This window comes from Streptomyces sp. NPDC055400, assembly GCF_053644375.1.
This window is the reverse complement of record NZ_JBSHLM010000001.1, coordinates 796566-813026: the sequence shown is the minus strand read 5'-3', so window position 1 is coordinate 813026 and position 16461 is coordinate 796566. Positions and strand designations below refer to the sequence as shown.

At 66.3% G+C, this 16461-nt stretch carries 21 protein-coding genes and 1 pseudogene; 4 read left to right on the top strand and 18 right to left on the bottom strand.

Annotated features, from left to right (window positions below; all coding sequences use genetic code 11):
* Position 1: 1 nt before the first annotated feature.
* From ACWIGU_RS03585 to ACWIGU_RS03555, 7 genes are all read right to left on the bottom strand, one after another.
* Positions 2 to 520, bottom strand: coding sequence for a hypothetical protein (locus ACWIGU_RS03585; protein ID WP_454396959.1), 519 nt, complete (start codon positions 518 to 520; stop codon positions 2 to 4).
* Positions 517 to 930, bottom strand: a complete 414-nt coding sequence (locus tag ACWIGU_RS03580) for a hypothetical protein (protein ID WP_454396957.1) — start codon at positions 928 to 930, stop codon at positions 517 to 519. Before ACWIGU_RS03580 ends, ACWIGU_RS03585 begins: the two co-directional genes overlap by 4 nt.
* Positions 931 to 1154: 224 nt before the next feature.
* Positions 1155 to 2009, bottom strand: coding sequence for a hypothetical protein (locus ACWIGU_RS03575; protein WP_454396955.1), 855 nt, complete (start codon positions 2007 to 2009; stop codon positions 1155 to 1157).
* A 90-nt stretch (positions 2010 to 2099) separates the two neighbouring features.
* Positions 2100 to 3245, bottom strand: a complete 1146-nt coding sequence (locus tag ACWIGU_RS03570; RefSeq protein WP_454396953.1) for a PD-(D/E)XK nuclease family protein — start codon at positions 3243 to 3245, stop codon at positions 2100 to 2102.
* 69 nt (positions 3246 to 3314) lie between these two features.
* Positions 3315 to 4424 (bottom strand): AAA family ATPase, encoded by a 1110-nt coding sequence (locus tag ACWIGU_RS03565; protein WP_454396951.1) that lies wholly within the window; start codon positions 4422 to 4424, stop codon positions 3315 to 3317.
* A 41-nt stretch (positions 4425 to 4465) separates the two neighbouring features.
* A complete protein-coding gene (locus tag ACWIGU_RS03560; RefSeq protein ID WP_454396949.1) occupies positions 4466 to 4807 on the bottom strand; it encodes a hypothetical protein in 342 nt (113 codons plus the stop codon).
* Between the two features lie 140 nt (positions 4808 to 4947).
* A complete protein-coding gene (locus ACWIGU_RS03555; RefSeq protein ID WP_454396947.1) occupies positions 4948 to 5514 on the bottom strand; it encodes a hypothetical protein in 567 nt (188 codons plus the stop codon).
* Positions 5515 to 5683: 169 nt separating this feature from the next.
* Here ACWIGU_RS03555 and ACWIGU_RS03550 point away from each other — a divergent pair, with 169 nt between their 5' ends.
* Positions 5684 to 5935, top strand: a complete 252-nt coding sequence (locus ACWIGU_RS03550) for a His/Gly/Thr/Pro-type tRNA ligase C-terminal domain-containing protein (RefSeq protein WP_454396945.1) — start codon at positions 5684 to 5686, stop codon at positions 5933 to 5935.
* On the opposite strand, the gene ACWIGU_RS03545 is transcribed toward ACWIGU_RS03550, so the two are convergent.
* The 7 genes and pseudogenes from ACWIGU_RS03545 to ACWIGU_RS03515 all read right to left on the bottom strand — a co-directional run bounded on the left by ACWIGU_RS03545 (position 5890) and on the right by ACWIGU_RS03515 (position 9594).
* Positions 5890 to 6453: an ATP-binding protein gene (locus ACWIGU_RS03545; protein ID WP_454397274.1), complete on the bottom strand. Its 564-nt coding sequence runs from the start codon at positions 6451 to 6453 to the stop codon at positions 5890 to 5892. The two genes, ACWIGU_RS03550 and ACWIGU_RS03545, sit on opposite strands and share 46 nt — an antisense overlap.
* Positions 6454 to 6639: 186 nt before the next feature.
* Positions 6640 to 7278 carry a non-canonical purine NTP pyrophosphatase gene (locus ACWIGU_RS03540; protein WP_454396944.1) on the bottom strand — a complete coding sequence of 213 codons (639 nt, stop codon included), beginning with the start codon at positions 7276 to 7278 and terminating at the stop codon, positions 6640 to 6642.
* A 9-nt stretch (positions 7279 to 7287) separates the two neighbouring features.
* Positions 7288 to 7521: a hypothetical protein gene (locus ACWIGU_RS03535; protein WP_454397299.1), complete on the bottom strand. Its 234-nt coding sequence runs from the start codon at positions 7519 to 7521 to the stop codon at positions 7288 to 7290.
* A pseudogene (locus tag ACWIGU_RS03530) lies at positions 7522 to 7701 on the bottom strand (flavoprotein); the annotation flags it as partial.
* A gap of 208 nt (positions 7702 to 7909) precedes the next feature.
* Positions 7910 to 8131: a hypothetical protein gene (locus tag ACWIGU_RS03525; RefSeq protein WP_454396942.1), complete on the bottom strand. Its 222-nt coding sequence runs from the start codon at positions 8129 to 8131 to the stop codon at positions 7910 to 7912.
* Positions 8128 to 9174, bottom strand: a complete 1047-nt coding sequence (locus ACWIGU_RS03520; protein ID WP_454397272.1) for an N-acetylmuramoyl-L-alanine amidase — start codon at positions 9172 to 9174, stop codon at positions 8128 to 8130. The genes ACWIGU_RS03525 and ACWIGU_RS03520 overlap by 4 nt, the downstream gene beginning before the upstream one ends.
* A gap of 60 nt (positions 9175 to 9234) precedes the next feature.
* Positions 9235 to 9594 (bottom strand): hypothetical protein, encoded by a 360-nt coding sequence (locus ACWIGU_RS03515; RefSeq protein ID WP_454396940.1) that lies wholly within the window; start codon positions 9592 to 9594, stop codon positions 9235 to 9237.
* A 167-nt stretch (positions 9595 to 9761) separates the two neighbouring features.
* Here ACWIGU_RS03515 and ACWIGU_RS03510 point away from each other — a divergent pair, with 167 nt between their 5' ends.
* The 3 genes from ACWIGU_RS03510 to ACWIGU_RS03500 all read left to right on the top strand — a co-directional run bounded on the left by ACWIGU_RS03510 (position 9762) and on the right by ACWIGU_RS03500 (position 10890).
* On the top strand, positions 9762 to 9938 hold the full coding sequence (locus ACWIGU_RS03510; protein WP_454396938.1) for a hypothetical protein: 177 nt from the start codon (positions 9762 to 9764) through the stop codon (positions 9936 to 9938).
* Between the two features lie 21 nt (positions 9939 to 9959).
* Entirely contained in the window at positions 9960 to 10100 is a 141-nt protein-coding gene (locus ACWIGU_RS03505) for a hypothetical protein (RefSeq protein WP_454396936.1), read from the top strand.
* Positions 10101 to 10182: 82 nt separating this feature from the next.
* Entirely contained in the window at positions 10183 to 10890 is a 708-nt protein-coding gene (locus ACWIGU_RS03500) for a carbon-nitrogen hydrolase family protein (RefSeq protein ID WP_454396934.1), read from the top strand.
* A 213-nt stretch (positions 10891 to 11103) separates the two neighbouring features.
* Here ACWIGU_RS03500 and ACWIGU_RS03495 read toward each other — a convergent pair whose 3' ends face one another.
* The 4 genes from ACWIGU_RS03495 to ACWIGU_RS03480 all read right to left on the bottom strand — a co-directional run bounded on the left by ACWIGU_RS03495 (position 11104) and on the right by ACWIGU_RS03480 (position 16447).
* Positions 11104 to 11658: an Lsr2 family DNA-binding protein gene (locus ACWIGU_RS03495; RefSeq protein ID WP_454396932.1), complete on the bottom strand. Its 555-nt coding sequence runs from the start codon at positions 11656 to 11658 to the stop codon at positions 11104 to 11106.
* 468 nt (positions 11659 to 12126) lie between these two features.
* Complete coding sequence (locus ACWIGU_RS03490) at positions 12127 to 12507, bottom strand: hypothetical protein (protein ID WP_454396930.1); 381 nt, start codon at positions 12505 to 12507, stop codon at positions 12127 to 12129.
* Between the two features lie 301 nt (positions 12508 to 12808).
* Positions 12809 to 14140: a glycoside hydrolase family 6 protein gene (locus tag ACWIGU_RS03485; protein WP_454396928.1), complete on the bottom strand. Its 1332-nt coding sequence runs from the start codon at positions 14138 to 14140 to the stop codon at positions 12809 to 12811.
* 18 nt (positions 14141 to 14158) lie between these two features.
* Entirely contained in the window at positions 14159 to 16447 is a 2289-nt protein-coding gene (locus tag ACWIGU_RS03480; protein WP_454396926.1) for a hypothetical protein, read from the bottom strand.
* Positions 16448 to 16461 lie beyond the last annotated feature (14 nt).

Genomic DNA, 16461 nt, shown 5'->3' with positions numbered 1-16461 from the left:
TTCAGAACAGGGAGGGGTGGGCGACGGCGGCAGGCAGGATTGCGTCCAAGGCGGCAGCAGCCTTGAGCTGGAGCGTCATGCTGTGGCGCGACCAACGGCGATAGAACTTCGCCTCCCATGCCCCGGGTGTCACGTGAGGTCCCGGGCACGGCACGTACGCCTCCTGATGCAGCCGCTCCTGCTCGACCGCTTCACGCAGGGCGCCGTAGCGAACCGCGGTCATGCGCCGGTCGGCAAGCTCATGCACCTCGCGCCACGTGAGGTAGCCAGCGCGCACTGCCTGCCGCGTCTCGACCTCGTAGCGGAACCCGCCAGGCGCCGGCGTCCACACGGCCAGTGCTCCCGCGTCGGGCTCGCCCTCCAGGCGCCGCACACTGAAACGTCCCCCGCGCTCTGCGAACTGCCGCTCACCCCACTCGATGCGGGCCGCACTGTCCGGCAGGTCGAAGAACCCCAGTAGCTGCATCGGCGCGAAGAAGTCCCGCACGGCCATCCGCAGGTCGTCGTCCGAGAGCTTCACGCTCCTGCCTCCACGGAGGTGTGCGAGCAGCCGGCCAGGTGCTGAGCGATCGCATCGGTCATCGCATCGAGCCGTAGATCGCCCGGCGGATCACAGCACAGGTCGGCAGGTGTCGTGTCCCGCACGACACAGCGCCACGGCGGGCGGTTGGAGTCCTCCGGGACATGCGTGACGTGCCAGCCCATGAGCATGCGACGCCCCAGCGGAAGAGCGTCCTGGCCGGCCCAGATCACCAACGAGCCGTCCGGGGCGTACGCGCAGACGGCCAGGCCCCCGCGCGTCTCGATGTACGGATGCAACCCGATCGATTCGAGAGCAGCGTGCACGTCGCTGTAGATGGCCAGTGCGTCCAGCTCCTCCGGCCCGTACTCGGCGCGGATGCCAGCAACCTTCGAAGCGACGTCCAGCATGAGAAGTCCGATCCCAGAGATAATGTCGCGACCTATTTAGTCATCGCGTTAGGCGTCATGGTTGATGGGTGGAGATGTGTCCGAGGCCTCGGAGGCCTCATGGAACAGCAGTTGGAAGCATCGTCCTTGTGGAACCGTCACCCTCACCCAATACCTCAATTCTACTCTGTCGGGTAGGGGTGGCGAATGGGACCCACGCTGAAGTGCTTCATATCAGATGCGACCTATCTGGCGCTGTCGGTCTCCCGCCCCCGATCACCGTCAGCCGCCCCGGCGCGCGCCTCCCGCATCTCCTCAAGCCTGCGACGGGCCACCGCCGACAGCCCCTGCCCACCAGGATCGCGGCGAACCGACTTCAGCACCCGCTCATTCGCCTCCCGCTCGGCCCTCTTGAACTGCTCCTTCTGTGCCCGTTGTCCCGTCTCCCGTTGCTGTCGCGGACTCGTACCGCAGCCACGGCAAGAGCGTGCTGGGCGGTCGGGGTGCGCCGTGCAGGACTTAGTCGCCGCCTCATCAGTTGGAGACGGAGCGGCATCGGGCTCCCTTGCTGCGTCAGCTGCGGGGGTAAGGGGGTTCTTCTCCTGTGGGTACTTGTTCTGGTTACTAACTAGAAAGCCTGAAGAACCGGCGGCGGGTTCACCGACGCCTGGTGAACCGACGCCTGAAAACCCGGTTTCGGTCCCCTCGTCTCCCTCGCTGCCTCCACCTGCGGCCTCCTCGACCTCCCGCATCAACCTGCGTCCGACCCGCCTGCCCACCTGCCGCGCGTACTCCTCAGCCGCCCACTCCTGAGCTGTGTCGTACACCTCCGTGACCCGCGCCAGCGTCCCGTCATCCAGCCGCTCGGTCACCACCCGGTAGTAGCCGCAGTTCCGCAGCTCCCGCAGCGCGCCCTGCACTGCGTCCCGGCCCTCCTTGCCTGCCTTGGCGATCGACTCGGCCCGCACCCTCCAGTCGTCCGGCTTGGCTATCAGGAAGGCGAGAATCCCCCGCGCGCGAAACGACAGCCGGGAGTCTTCGAGGGTGGCCGTCGGCAGCACGGTGAACCCGGTGCTGAGGTGGCGGCGCAGGATCGTCACGGAGCATGCCTCCAGGGCAGTACAAGCAGCGGATGGAGCAAAGATGGAAGGCGGCCCCACCGTGGGCATGGGAGGCCGCCAGAAGAGCCGTCAGGTGATCTTGTGGGCCCGGCTGATTTTGATCGTGCGGGCGGTCTTCTGACCGGCTGCCTTACGCCGCGGCACGACCATGCCGGCGCGGCGCAGAATCTGGACCATGGCCTTCTCGTCCGGCAGCATCGGCACGACCAGTTCGGCGTCCTCGAACTGCTCGACCATCGCGGCGACGTCCGTCTCTTCCTTGCCGTTGCCACCGCCCCAACCCAGATGGTTGTCCCCGTAGTCGCCTTCAGGGGAGTCGTCGAGCATCGCCCGCACCGTCTCCTTCACCCGCTTCGCTTCCCGATACCGCTCGTGCGCCCGCACGTAGTCGGCGAGCGCCTTGGCCCGGTCCTCGTCGTCGTGGATGAGGATCGTCTGCGCAGGCCTGCCCGGCGCCACGCCCGGCCAGCAGGTGTTCACGAACGGGCAGTTGTCGCAGATCACGGACACGCCAGGGCCGTCGTGGTCGCGGCGCAGTTCCTGCGGGGAGTCCGCTTCCATGACGCGGTCCACCCACCAGCGGGCCTCAGTTGCGAGCCAGTCGTCGAAGTCGAACTCCTGGATGTGCTCTCCGGCGGTGTCGCGGCACACGAACCTGAAGCGGATGCGCTGCACGTCGATCGGCCCAAGCCGGTGCAGATACCGCTGCCCAGGAACATCCGCGAAGCCGACCGTGCGCAGCAGATCCGCGTATAGCAGGACCTGGCGCATCTCGGCTGCTGTCGGCCCGTACCTCACGACGCGGTCCCAGACCCGGCTGGACTTTGTCTTCACGTCCTCCACGGTCACGACTTCGGCAGGCTCAATGGGCCGGTGCCTCTTCGGGAGTCGGTCCGCGGTCGCGGCATCAAGCTGTACGACGTCGATGTGTCCGCGCAGCGTGGCGTCCGCGACAGTGCGCTCGACGAGCCACCCGTACTCGCGGCGTGCGTCCTCGAGCAGTCCCTTGTGGATGTAGGTGCCGAGGATCGCAGCACGCTTGTCCCCGGCGTTCGTCCGCTCGGTGCCGGCCAGGATGTATCCGGCCCGGCGTGAGCAGATGGTGTCCGATGCGCCGAGCTGGGTCTGTATGGACCGGGGGCGGCGGGCGTCGGCGGCGTGCGCGGCATCCCAGATCGACAGGGAAGTGGGCGTACGGAAGGTTGCGGCGGTCACAGCAGTCTCCAAGAGGGCATGCCGGGGCCCGGGCCGTCACAGCGGGCCCCGGCAGAGAGGGTGCGAAGGTCAGGCGGCGGCGAACTCGTCGGGCGGCAACTCCTCGAAGTCGCCCTTGGCCTCGGCGTCCTGGTCCTGCTGATCGGCCGCGGCCGCCCGCAGGCGTGCGACGTCGTCACTCGTCTGGTCGCTGAACTTCTTCGGATTCTTCACCTCGGCGGCCTTCCGCTCGATGGCGGCCCGCACCACAAGAACCTCGTCGCGGCCAAGGTTCTTGTCCGCTTCAACCTCACGCCACAGCTTCTTGAGCTCGTCCACGCCCTGCTCCGCAGCTTTGTCGACCTTCGGCATCCATAGCTGCGCCAGATCCCCGGTCAACTCCGGGGCGACTTTGGGCTGGTTGTGGATCGAGCAGCCCATCAGACCGAACACCAACTGCTCGATGGAGAAGTCCGGCATCCTCTTCGGCGTCCCATTGCGCGGCACCTCGAACTTCAGCGAACGGGCGCCCACGATCTGCGTCGGCTCCTCGCGGCGTAGGCGCACCCACACCGTCGCGTCGAAGGCGAGCGACTTGTGCGCTTCAACCCGCCAGTCCTTCGTGCCGGAGATCGGCTCACCCTTACCGTCGACGGCCGCGACCTCCTTGCCACGCGCCAGCAGGATCACGATGCCCGGCATCGTGCGCACCAGGTACATGACGCGCTGCCATCGCTCCGCTGCGTCGTTCCACAAGTTCATGGCGGGCTTGATCTCGACATCCGGGTCCTGGCGGATCTTCGCCTGGTTCTTCGTAGTGCGCCGGGCTCGCTCGTTGGTCCAGTTCACGAGCATCCGCCACAGCATCGACACCGAGTCGATGACCAGGACGACGGGCTTCTCCTTCGCCGCGGCCGCGCGCTTCGCCTCGGCGTGCACGGCCTCGATCTGCCCGAGGATGTCGCGGTAGCTGCCGTTGTGCTCGATCAGCAGGTAGTCCGCGCCCGGCACGTTCGCGTACTCGTCGGCCGTGTCTTCGCCGAGCTCCAGCCAGTACGCCTGGCCGGTCAGTTCCGAGCCGGTGAATGTCGCGGCCTGGTGCGATTTTCCACTCTTCTCCTCGCCCTCGATCAGGATGATCGGCCACGGGATGACGCCGGTGGGCTTGCGGGTGCGGAGCTTCGGTACGGGGTGGGACATGCACTTCTCCAAGAGGTACAGAAGATTTATCGCGACCTATATCAAGGGGTGCGGAGCTCCCTGGTCTCGAACAGGCCAGACCACTCCGGGCGCCGATCGACCAGCATGCGGACATATCGAGAGCGGAAGTCGTTGTTGAGCTTGAACGGCTCGCCCCGCGTTGCGCGCCCGTAATGCCAGCGCAGGACCTCGAACAGCATCCCGATGCCTATGCGGCGCAGGCCGCGCTCGGTGCAGTCGGCGGTCAACGCCTCCAGCTGCTCAAGGATCCAGGGGTTGAACTGGTGGAACGATTCGAAGCGTTCCTGGATGCTCACTCCCGTGCTGGCGGGCTCCGGGTGTCGCAGTGGTGCGATGGGCAGCTCCACCTGAACAGGAAGCATGACCCTCCCTCCTCCGTTGTATCGCGACCTATTTTGCGGCATGAAGAGTGCAACTCTGCACACCCCCTCTCCCCTTATGTGTGAATTCTACTCTTTAATGAAGGGGAGTCAACTACGCTCTGCACCGCTCGAAGCTCGCCCTAGGAGGCCGGCTTCGCCTTGCTTCCCCGTTGCGAGAAGAACGACCCCGGACCGTCATACCGGCCCTCACGCAACGCCGCAGCCACCTCGTCCCGCAACACCCAGATCTTCTTGCGGGACTTCTCCATGGTGGCGGGCGCGTGGTCGAGAACCGTCTCCAGCAGCCACACGTTCGACCCCGACAGCTCGTAGTCGGCCTGCGGCACCTGGCCCGAACCGGAGGCGGCAGCCCGCCCGACCGCGAACTCCGTCACGCCGAACAGCTCCGCATACTCCTGAGCGCCGACCAGTGGCGGAAGCTCGCCCTTCTTCATCGGCCGGACACCGGCACCCTGCTCCTTCTCCAGCGCGGCCACTTCCCGCTCATCCAGCTGCCGGCCTCGACTGCCCGGCGGCAACGCGAGCGACACCACAAACCCGCCAGGCCAGTACGGCTTGCCCGAAATGATCACCGCGTCCTCGTAGGAGAGGACGCCTTTGTAGACCCAGTTGTTACTGATCGCCTCGGGCTTGATGTTGTAGACCCGACCGATCTCCTGGCGCCCGAACAACAGCGGCTTCGCCACCCCAGCCTCCTCTCCGCTACGACGTGCTGGAGAGAGCAGAATAGTTGCAGCCGTCGCGGATCCGAGCGCCGAGGCGCCTGAGCTGGGCACTGTTAGTCTGAACCAGCACTTTCCAAGAGGTGCTACAAGGCCCCCGCCGCCCAGATGTCGGCGCTCGGGGGCTTTGACCATGCTGCGCCTGGCAGCTGGGATCCGCCGCGCTGGAGTCCGCACGGGCGTCTACCTCAGGTCAAGCGAAAAGGTCGCCAAGCAGATGAAATGGGCGAGTGCCCAAGGGGCCCGATTCTGCGTGATCAACGGTGCGGCCGAACGTGAGGCCGGCGCGGTCACCGTGCGGGTCATGGACAGCGGTGACCAGGTCCAGGTCCCGTTTGATCAGGCCGCCGCAGAACTCTCCCGACGGTGCTCGCCATCCAGTTGAGCAGCGGACCCCGCAGGTCCCCCTTCGGGCCACGGCCCTGGTGACGATTGACGCGAACATCCCGCGACGGTGGGGCGAGCACCTGGCGACGCGTCCACAGGACGAGCCAAGGGCGTCGAGCCGAGCCCCTTCTCGAACCAGACCGTCTTCCCCGCACGATCAGGGGCCACACCCCAGGCGTCGGCCAGAGCCTCGACAAGAAGCAGGCCACGCCCGGTCTCAGCATCCTCCCCGGCGCTCGCCGCGCTTGGCACGACCGCATCAACATCGGTGACCTCGACTCGCAGCCGCTCACCAGCCCACCGAACGCACACGACAAGCGGAGCACCCGTGTGCACGACGGCATTCGCGATGAGCTCGCCCGCCATCAGCTCCAAGTCGCCCTGCACCTGCTCGTCCAGGACTAGGCCGACCTTCCGTGCATGGTCGACAACTCGCCGCCGTGCAGGGGGCACCTCATCGAGAGAGGCCGGAACCCTGAACGCGAAGGGCAACTTGTCGAGATGGCGGTGCGACATGACTGAGACCTTTCGCGGAACGGTGAGCTTGGGCATCAACGCGCTCTCCCCATAGGCCAACGAATCACCCGACAGCTCAAGAGGGCACCCGAATCACGCGGCGGGTGCCCGTCGCGGTGGCGGATGACCACCATGTCAAGAAACTGCCCACCCCCCCATTCCCAGAGTGATATCACCGCGGAAATATCAATGTGCCTGCGACAGCCACGCTCCCATTGCCGCGACAACTGAGGCCTTCCGCCACTCTGCGAAGAAGCGGTCCTGCTCGTCGGAAGGCAACGCAGACAATGTCGTGGAAGCCCCCTGAGGAACGAAGATCGACCACAAGTCGGACCAGGCCCTCTCTCCGAATCCGCGCACCGGCTCCGCAGAGATGGTCCCAGGCTTACGAGTGTCATCAGCGAAAATATGCTCCTGGCCGTCCTGCGCCACGTACACGGCAGCACTGGAGAAGCGACACGCCCGCTTCTCTGTACGGTCACCCAAGTGCGTCAGCCCGCCCGGCCCCAGGGCCTCCAGCGCGTGCTTGACCATCGGTCCTGGCCAGCCGCCGAACTCCTCGATGTAGAAACCGGAATCCTCGACGAACAGAGGCCGGCCCAGCATGGTGAATGCCTGCTGCGCCTTGTGCCGCGCGATCTCCTCAACCGACACCGTCTGGATCTCATCGAGATCCAGGGGAACCTGCTCAATCTCGATACCCCAGGGCGCCAAGTGCTCCTGTGCGGTGGCGAACTTGCCCGGGTTGCCAGTACAGAACGCCACCTTCAGGCCAGTCTTCAAATCTCGAATCCCTTTCACCGGATAGGAGCTGTGCTGCTGCATGCGGCAGAACTACCCAGGGGGAAGCAGCTGTTTCTTTGCTTCGAAGTCATCGCGGATCTCGCCGAGCACCGCACCCAGTGCCTTCCACGGGAAAGCCTGGGACTGGGCCGCTGACAGGATCTGCACACCCCATTCGTGAAGTGACCGCAGAGCGGGCTCGTATAACGGATGGCTGGCCAGGCTGGAGTTCGCCCATGGCACCACGACCACCGGCAGCTTCGCGTCGATGGCCTCGGCAGTCACCGCCAACCCCAAGGTGTCCGCGGCACCCGCAGAGATCTTGGTGATCGAGTTGAAAGTAGCCGGTGCAACAACGACGGCTTGCGCCTGTCCCAGCGCACAGGATGCCCGGAGTCCCGTTCGGCATGGTAGATGTCGAGGCACCGGCACCCCACCGGGCTGGGGAGGATGTAGGGGTCCCATCCCGATGGCTGCAGCTTGGACGCGAAGTTCGGAAGATCGGCGGTGGGTCGCGTTCCGCAACCCACGAGGTGCACTACTGGACGCATGCGTAAGCCCCCTCCATCGGTGCCTGATCTTGCCACCGGGGAGAGGGCGCTGGTCATGGACATAGGAAGGAGGCCCGCCTCCCGCGCCAGGCTGCGTGGCGCGGGAGGCGGGCTCGCTTGGGTCAGTCCGTGATCGTGCGCGGCGGCTCGAGGTGCAGCGCCTTGCTGGTCTTGCGGTCCTCGATGCGCTGCACCGCCTCACCAGTACCGAGGACGGCGGCCACCAGGGCGAGGATCAGCCCGGTCGGCAGCCCCTCCACGTAGTAGGCGATCAGGGAGAGCGCCGCCGCAGCGATGGCGTACAGGCGTGTGCTGTGGTCATGAATGAAAGTGCTCAAGGTCATTTCCCGTAGGCGAGTTGGTGCAGGAGGTCCCAGCCGTGACAGCCGATGGCCGGGTCGTTGGGGCGGCCGGCGGAGTAGAGGTTGTGCTTGCGGTTGAACCCGGTGACCGCCTTCTGGGTCTTCGGGCCGTAGTTGTCCGACAGAGGCACCGACCGGTCGAGCCAGCCGGTGTCCTTCAGTACCCGCTGGAGATGCTTGGCCGACGGCGCGCTACGGCCTGGAGCGAGCCCGACAGGGAACGACGGCGGCATATACGGCCTCACGCTGCTCTTCCCGGGGATCTTGAGCTGCTTGCCGGCCTGGATGACGTGCGGAGCGGTGATGCCGTTGGCCTGCGCGATCGCCTGCCAACTGACCCCGAGGCGCTGCCCGATCCCCGACAGGGTGTCGCCGCTCTTCACCGTGTACGTGGTGCCTCTGGAGGACTCACTCGGGGTTCCGCCCGTGGGGCGAGTCTTCAGGCGCGTGGCCACGCGATCACGCAGCCATTGCATGGTGAAACCCTTGGGGTCGACCTTGCCGGGCTGCCACTCGCGGTGCCCGATCACGCTCGCTGAGCTCCAGCCGTGCACCCGGCACAGTGCAGCCGAGACTCGCTCGATTGCCTCCAACTGTGCTGCAGGCCAGGGATCGTGGCCGTCGCCGAGGTTCTCGCACTCCCAGCCGTAGAACGACGTATTGCCGTCCGTATCAGCCTGGTTCGCTGAAGGCCGTGCACGCTCGGCGACCACGGCGCGGAGAACGTCTCCATCCCCTCGGCCGGCGTGGTTGGCGCGGCCGTTTCCGATCAGATAGACCGTGCCGTCCTTGGCGATCACGCCGTGGCACAGGGGACCCGGCAGTCCTTCGTATCCGCGCTCACAGATGCTGACGGTGTTGCTGGTGCCGGACGTCACCGTGTGGTGGACCATCACGCCGCGGACAGGCCCCCAGGGGCCCTTGTGGTTCCGGTTGTGGGTTCGCCAGCCCGACCGCTCGACGATGCGTACGCCTTCGGCGCGCAGCGCCGCGACCAGCCGGTCTGGAGTAAGAGGTGTTGCCAACGTTGGCGCTCGAAATCTCCCCCGCGCCCAAAGTGGAAGTTGGATCTGCTCGCTCACCGCCTACGGCGGCGCCCCGCGCGAGACGATCCATAGCTGCAAGGCCATGAGCAGCAGCGGGGCAACGAAGGACGAGATCACCAACCGCCGCGTCGCAGCGGCCTGCACTTGGTCCTCGCGGCGCTGCTGTTCGGCCCGGTCCAGACTCTGATCGTGCTCACTGCGCAGACCTGCAAGGCCGGCCTCGATCTGGCTGATGCGCTGGTCAACCGCCCGCTGATCAGCCCGGTACACATCCTGGGTGACGACCTGATCGAGACGTGCGGCGAGCTGTGCGAGGTCACCGCGAAGATCCTCACGCAGCTGCGAGACAGCACGGTGCAGCTCCCACAACGTGGGCTCGGCGCTCGGCGGCACGGACACCGCAATCACTCCCGGCGGCCCCGTGCCCAGTCTCGATCTTACGGGGACCAAGAGACCTGGGAGACTCCAGCCAAGGCGCCATCCAACGGTTCCAGCACCGCCAAGTCCCTGATCGACTACGTGGCAAGCGGCTACCGTCGATCTCCGCAGAAACCTAGGGTGTGTCCGTGACCTTGATTCCGGAGATGACCACGTGCGGCGGATGCCGAGACATCGCTGATGCTTGGTGGCAACACGGCATCGCCGATGAGAAGAGCCAACTCGGGATGCGGGAATTCGAGTTCTACGAACACCTCAAGGACGAGCACCCGACGTTCAGGCTGACCAGCCTGGACGGCTGCTAGACCTGCGAGGAAGCTGTGGCGATGGCACAGCTCGTGCTGCCCGGCATGGCCATGTACCGCAAGAACGGGGACTACGTGGACCCAGCGGAACTCCACTTCGTGCGGCACGCACTGGAGAAGACAGCTGAGTCGTCCGGGAAGGATGTCGGATGGACACGCTGACTAGAGCCTGACTCTTCGATCATGTGGTGGCCAGCAGTACCTCCGCCGAGCGTCCTTATGGCGGGCTGGCATGCTGAGTTCCATGAAGATCGCGACAGCCCAGTTCACCTGCGTACCTGCTGACATTTCGGCGAATGTGCAGCAGATGGCTGCCCTCGCCGACGAGGCGCGTGCGCAGGGTGCCGAGCTGGTGGTGTTCCCTGAGCTGGCGCTGACCGGGTACGAGCTTGAAGCTGTACTTGACCGCCGTGATCTTTGGGTGCAGGCGGACGACCCGCGCCTGGATACGGTCCGGGCGTCTGGGGTCGCCAGCGTCGTCAACTGTGCTGCGGCCACCGACGGGGAGCGGCCTGCCATCGAGACGCTGGTCTTCGGGGCCGACGGTGAACTGATCACCACGTACCGCAAGCAGCACTTGTTCGAGCACGAGCAAGGCGTATTCGCGGCAGGACAGCACGACGGGCGATTTGAGCTTGGAGGGCTTCGTTTCGCCCTGGCCACGTGCTTCGACAACCACTTCCCCGAGTTGGCATCCCGTGGCGCCGCTGATGGGTGCCAGGTGCATCTGGCCAGCTCGCTGTACGGCACGGGCGGCGGCATGGAGGAGCTGACGGCGGTGTACCCGGGCATCGCCAAGGACTTCAACATGCACGTCGTCCTGGCCAACCATGTCGGCCCGGCCGGCGCATGGACCGGTTGCGGCCGCTCGGCAATGTGGGCCCCGGGCGGTGCCCTTCTCGCGCAGGCCGACGCCGACACGCCCATGGTGGTCACCGCCGAGGTGGGATAGAGCGTGGCCTGGTTCAGCAGCGGAGCCAGATCAGAAGCGCGGCAGCGGTGACGGTCCCCAGATAGACGTAGCCACGCTTGGCGCACCCACCAGGTACGACAAAGCTCGCAGTCCGCTACGAGGCGACAGCCCTCATCGTCGCTATCAACGACTGGCTGCGACCTGCTGGAAGTGTCAACTAGCGTCATTGACCGGCACTGCCAGAGTCGGCGCTCACAGTGATGCTTCGTATGCCTCGCGGATGGTTGCAGGGATGCGCCCTTGATCGTTGACGAGGTAGCCGTTCGCGCGGGCCCAGAGGCGTATCGCCTCGTCCTCCGAACTGCGATCGGGCATACGACGCCCCGTGGTCTCGCCTGCATTGCCCGAGGCGGCCCCGCCCAACTGGTCAGCTGCATCCTGGAAGAAGGCGGACAATGAGGGGTATTCACCGTCTTCGGGAAAGGACCCCTCGGTCCAAAACCCGACGCTTCCCGTGCGCGTGTCGAGGAACTTCCCGTAGAAGCCGTCCCTTTCCGCGGAGATCGGCACCCACTCCCGGCGCCAAGACGGGTAGTCGGGGTCTCCGGACGGTTCCATCTCCTCCATGGCCACCCTGTGGAGGTAGACACGCTCAATGTCCGTGAGACCGAGAAGCAGTCCGCCGCTGGGAAGGACTCCCTGGCAACCAAGCGCCACCAGACACGATTGGGGATCAGGTTGCCTACCGGCATCGATGTCGTTCGCCAGCAGCCACTGCCACATCTCCGTAGGCAGTTTGAGCCCCATGCGCAATTCGGCACCACTGATGGCCGTTGAGCTTCCCGGGCCCCCGAGGGCAGCGAAAACACCAGGGGCGTGCTGCTCAAGCCACGCGGTCACCCGGCCCCACGCCTGTCGTACGTCTCCAGCTCCATGGATTGATATTCCACTCATGTGCGATCTCCAGCTCCGTCGGCTGCAGACGAACTCGTAGTACACGCGTGCGCGTTTCTGACCTCCGGGGACCGCAGCCTGGGCTCCCCGGCTGTGAAGTCTGCTACTGGAGGAAGAAGTGACCGCTGATCATCCATGGGCAGACCGTACGCGGAGCCACTGACACCGAGTGATGTCAGGGCCCCATGCTGCTGCGGGCCAGCTGACCACACCACCCAGCACAGTAACGACTCACAGAACACGGCCTAGCGGACGGTGCCCCGACGTGATGCGGGATAGGCGGCACGAAGACCGCCCTGGCACTCCATCAGCTCGCTGACATCACCCGCGCGCGAGATCGCCGGAGAAGACGCCCAGCGCGCTGCGGGCGGAGGTGAGGAAAGCAGTCCTCGCCTGTTCTACATCGCTGGGCGAGCGTCCCTCCTGCTGCGCGATCGATGCAAGGTGCTGTGCAGTCTCGACGACGTCGGAGGGACCGACCAGCAACAGAGCGTCGAGGGCCCTGCTTACAGCCCTTCGCTGCTCCAGCGTCGCTACGCTGGTCGGATCGGCAGCGCCGAGTGCAGCCTCGACGCGTACGAGGAACTCGAGATAGGCCGGACGTCGCGTTTCCCGCTGCCGCTGTGCATGAGCGGCATCGCTGAAAAGTGTCAGGAGGTCGGAAGCAAGCGGCTGCTTCCCGGCTGTTGCCCTGCGTCTCATGGGTCTTGCGAACCAGGCAACGGGCAGACCGCCTGCTACCGCTGAACCCGCAGCAACGAGTGCAATCCCCCAAGGACTCATGCTGCAATCCTGCCAGAACACGGCTGCCGGTGGAGCTGATCGCCCTCGCGGGGCACCGTGTACGTCTGGATCGGCCAACCTGAATGCGACGGGACAGGGTGCCCGCCGCCATCGGTGTCTGATGGACCGGGCAAGGGACACGGCCAATGAGCCGTCATCTCGTCGGTGACCTGACCCGTGGGGAACCTGAGATGCCCTCGACAGGCCCATCCCTGGCGATCTATCGCCCGTCGATGAGACTCTCCGCGAGGAAGGGCGAGAAGGTGCCAGCGGGAACATCCGGCGCGGTTCCGCACATGCCATCGGAGTCGCCGGGAACCTTGATCCACAGCAGGTAGTCGGCGCCGCCGACACCGATCGAGGACGGTACACCGAGACGGCGTCCAGCCGGGTTGCAGTAGCCGACGTGCTGCCCGTTCTCATTCATCGCCCCGTTCCCGTTGCGGGAGGTGTCGACGACGAACCGTGCACCAGAAGTCCCGAGGCCGGCGAGAGCATGAGCGATCTGGTGGCCGTACGTGCAGGAGACATCGGTGGAGTCGAAGTTCGACACTCCGATCGCGAAACCACGTGCGAGGGCCACCCCGGCTTGTGCGAGCCGCACGGCCATGTCGGCGGGCTTAATCCAGGTCGCGTTGCCGCCATCGAGATACGTGCGGATGAGAGGGCGTGCGGCCAGGGCGTTGGCGGCGTATGCGACCAGAGCGGTGCGTTCGGATCGCGCCGTTTCGGTGGGAAGGTTGCCGAGCTGGCTGAGGGAGTCGGGTTCGACGATGACGAGGGCGGGTCGGTCGCCGATGGCGGTGGCGAAGCCATCGACCCATGTGCGGTATTCCTCAGGTGAGTTGGCCCCGCCGCTGGACTGGCCGCTGTTGTCCCGGTTGAACATGTTGTAGGCGACGAGGATGGGCAGCCGCCCGGCCGTAGCCGCGGCTGTCACGTAGGCATCCACGTCGGCCTGGACGTCTTTGTTCCAGTCTCCGAACCACTTGGCGGCCGGCCGCCGAACCAGCGAACGGGCGATCTTCGCGGCGCGGGAATCGGCCGGGTTTGCGGCCACCCACTTCGCGGCGTTGGAGTCCGGGTCGGCATAGAACCCTTCGCGGACGGTGGAGCACGTCAGGCGCACCTCGGTCAGGTAGACAGTGACCGACGTTCCCTGCCCGAACTGGAAGCTCACCTGCCCCGCTGCGGTGTCCAGAGGGGATGTGAACGTGAGGACGAAGTGGGTGTCCACCGCCGACAGCATCACGGTGCGGTCCATCGCGGCCGTCCACGGATCCGCGCCGAGACCGACCTGCGCGCGCAGAGTGGTGTCGGGCTGGCTGGCGCGGGCTGTGAACGTCAACGTGTACGTGCACCCGGAGCGGAGAGTGATGTTGTCCTGCCCGAACGGTGCGTCCCACAGGTTCGCGGCGTCGGTGGTCGCGTTCGCCTCCAGGCCGATTCCCGGGGTGTTGAGGGTGACCATGTTGGGGTCGCCGGACCACCATCCGGCAGTTCCGTTGGTGAAGGATCCGTTGGTGACGAGGTCTCCGTACAGGGCGGCCACAGGTTCTTGCTCCTTGAGTTACTTGATGAAGGTGACGCGCAGCTGCGGCGGATGCCCCTGGCCCACGCCGTCGAACTTGCCGTAGCTGGTCTGGTTGGTGGTGTTGGGGTCGATGGCGACGCCGCGGAAGGTCGTCGAGTCGAAAATGCTCGTGATGTCGATCCACCGCCCGCTGGAGCGGGCCCAGCCGGTGACCGTCTTCGACTCGCCCTGATCGGCGGAGAACTTGCCCGGCCTGGAGGCGTGACTGTGGGCCTTGAGGATGGCGGTGCCGCCGGACGCGAAGTACCAGTGGTTGGCATACAGATACAGCTCGACCTTGAGGAGCTTCGCGCCGGCCAGGTCCTTCGCGAGGGTTCCACCGAACCCGGCGAGCGCAGCCTGGACACCGTTGTTGGCGGAGAAGTAGCCGCTGACCAACTGGTTGCCGTAATAGCTGTTGTAGCCGGACCGCTTCGCGTAACTCCCCGACCACGCAGCCTTGTACGTGCGTTGAACCTTCACCGGAGGGTCCGGGACCACCGCGCCGCCCGTGTTGTACACGCCGGTCTCCGCGACCTGCTCCCCGATGTCCTCCACCGTCATCTGCCCCAGCCGCCCCTTGGCCCCGGTGAGCGTCACTTGCTGGCCGGCGGGGGAGCCGGAGTCGCTGGTGAAGGTCAGCAGGAGACGGTTTCGGCCAGGACGGATCAGATCGCCCGGCGCGCACACACCGGTGAACTCCAGCCGCACATGACGACGGACAGTCTGCGTGAGCGGGAACCGTGCCTCCTGCAGTTGGGTCGACTTGACCAACGGAGCGGCAGCGAAGCCGGAGCGCAGCCGCAGGACCAGCGAGCCTCCTGCGGCGGAGCACTCTGCGCTGCCGTCGTAGACGATGCGGTACATGCGCCCGTCCTCGGCGTCGAAGGCCAGCTCGACGTAGCCCATCTCCGTGCCGGTGGTCGTCTTGACCGCCGCGGCCATCCAGTCGATGGCGACGATGCCCCGTGGCCCGTTGTTGAGGGTGGTGAGGTCGTCGCCGCCGATGGTGACGGTCCCGGCGACGTTGAGGTTCTGGAAGGAGGCGTCGCCGGTGGAGCCGAGCGCGGCCACCCGGGTCGTCCCGTTGCGCAGCGTAAGGTAGTTGGCCTGCCCGGACACCAGAGAGACGGCCTCTTCGCCGTCCTCGTCGAACAGACGCAGGCCGCGCGGGCCGAGCTCGGCACGAGCACCACCGGTCGCATCGCCGAAGATCGTGTGCGCCTCTGCATTGTCGAAAACACACCATCCGGCGGTGGCCGCAGACGCCTCCAGGCAGAACACGGCGCGGGTTGTTCCCTGCGGGGCGGCGACCTGACCGGTCGCGCGCCGCCACACACCCGCCTCGGGCGCTGTCGTCTCGGCGACGCCGTAGCCCAGGACTTCGCCGCTACTGGTCTCCCATCGGGCGAGGATCTTCACCGCCTGCGCGGCGAGGTTCTCGGAGGCCAGGATGTCGACGCCGAGAAATAGCTGGGAGGTAGCGAGCACCGGCACGGTCGCCAGCGGCAGCGTGAAGTGCGTGGGGGTGTCTGCCGTGCAGTCGAGCCGGACCCCCACACCGGACCGGTTGCCCGGCGCGAACGACCACACCGAACCTCCGGCCGCGAGGACGTTGGCCGTGGCGGCGCCCTCAAATCCAGGGTCCGGCACCAGGTTGGTTCCCTGGCCGACCGCGAGCTGGTCGGGAGTGACCGAGCCGACCGCCAGATGCGGAGTGGTGATGGCCCCGACCGCAATGTGCCCCTGCTGCACCACGGCGCTGCCGAGGTCACCCGAGGCGGCACGGCGGGCCGTCGTACGCACAGCCTCGGAGGGGACGCTCGGTGCACCGGACGTGTTGAGCGCGACCAGCCGCACCCACAGCGGCCCGTAGTGGTTCACCGACACCGTGACCGAGGCGCCGGACGCGGCCTCGATCGTAGCCGTCGGCCACCGCGCATCCGGCACCATGCTCGTGGACGTCAGCACATGCACCTGCACGCGGGACAAGTCCAGCGGTGCGACATCCGTACCAACGAGCGAGCCGTCCCAAGTGATGCGCAGCCCTCCAAGGACAGGCTCTACCTCCGGGACGGATGGAGCGGGTGGTTGTGGGCCGTTCACGGCGACGACACCGCTCGTGCCGTCGGGCTGTTGGCCGATGACGGCCCGGAGCGAGCCATTCTCGTCGTACACGTCGACCGCGCCGGACTCGATGCTGGCGTTGACGAGCTTGGGCGCGCGGACGGAGCTGCGCAGCAGCTTCTCCAAGTGCGCCAGGCGGGTGCCTATGTCAGTGGACAAGCGATGTTCCTTGA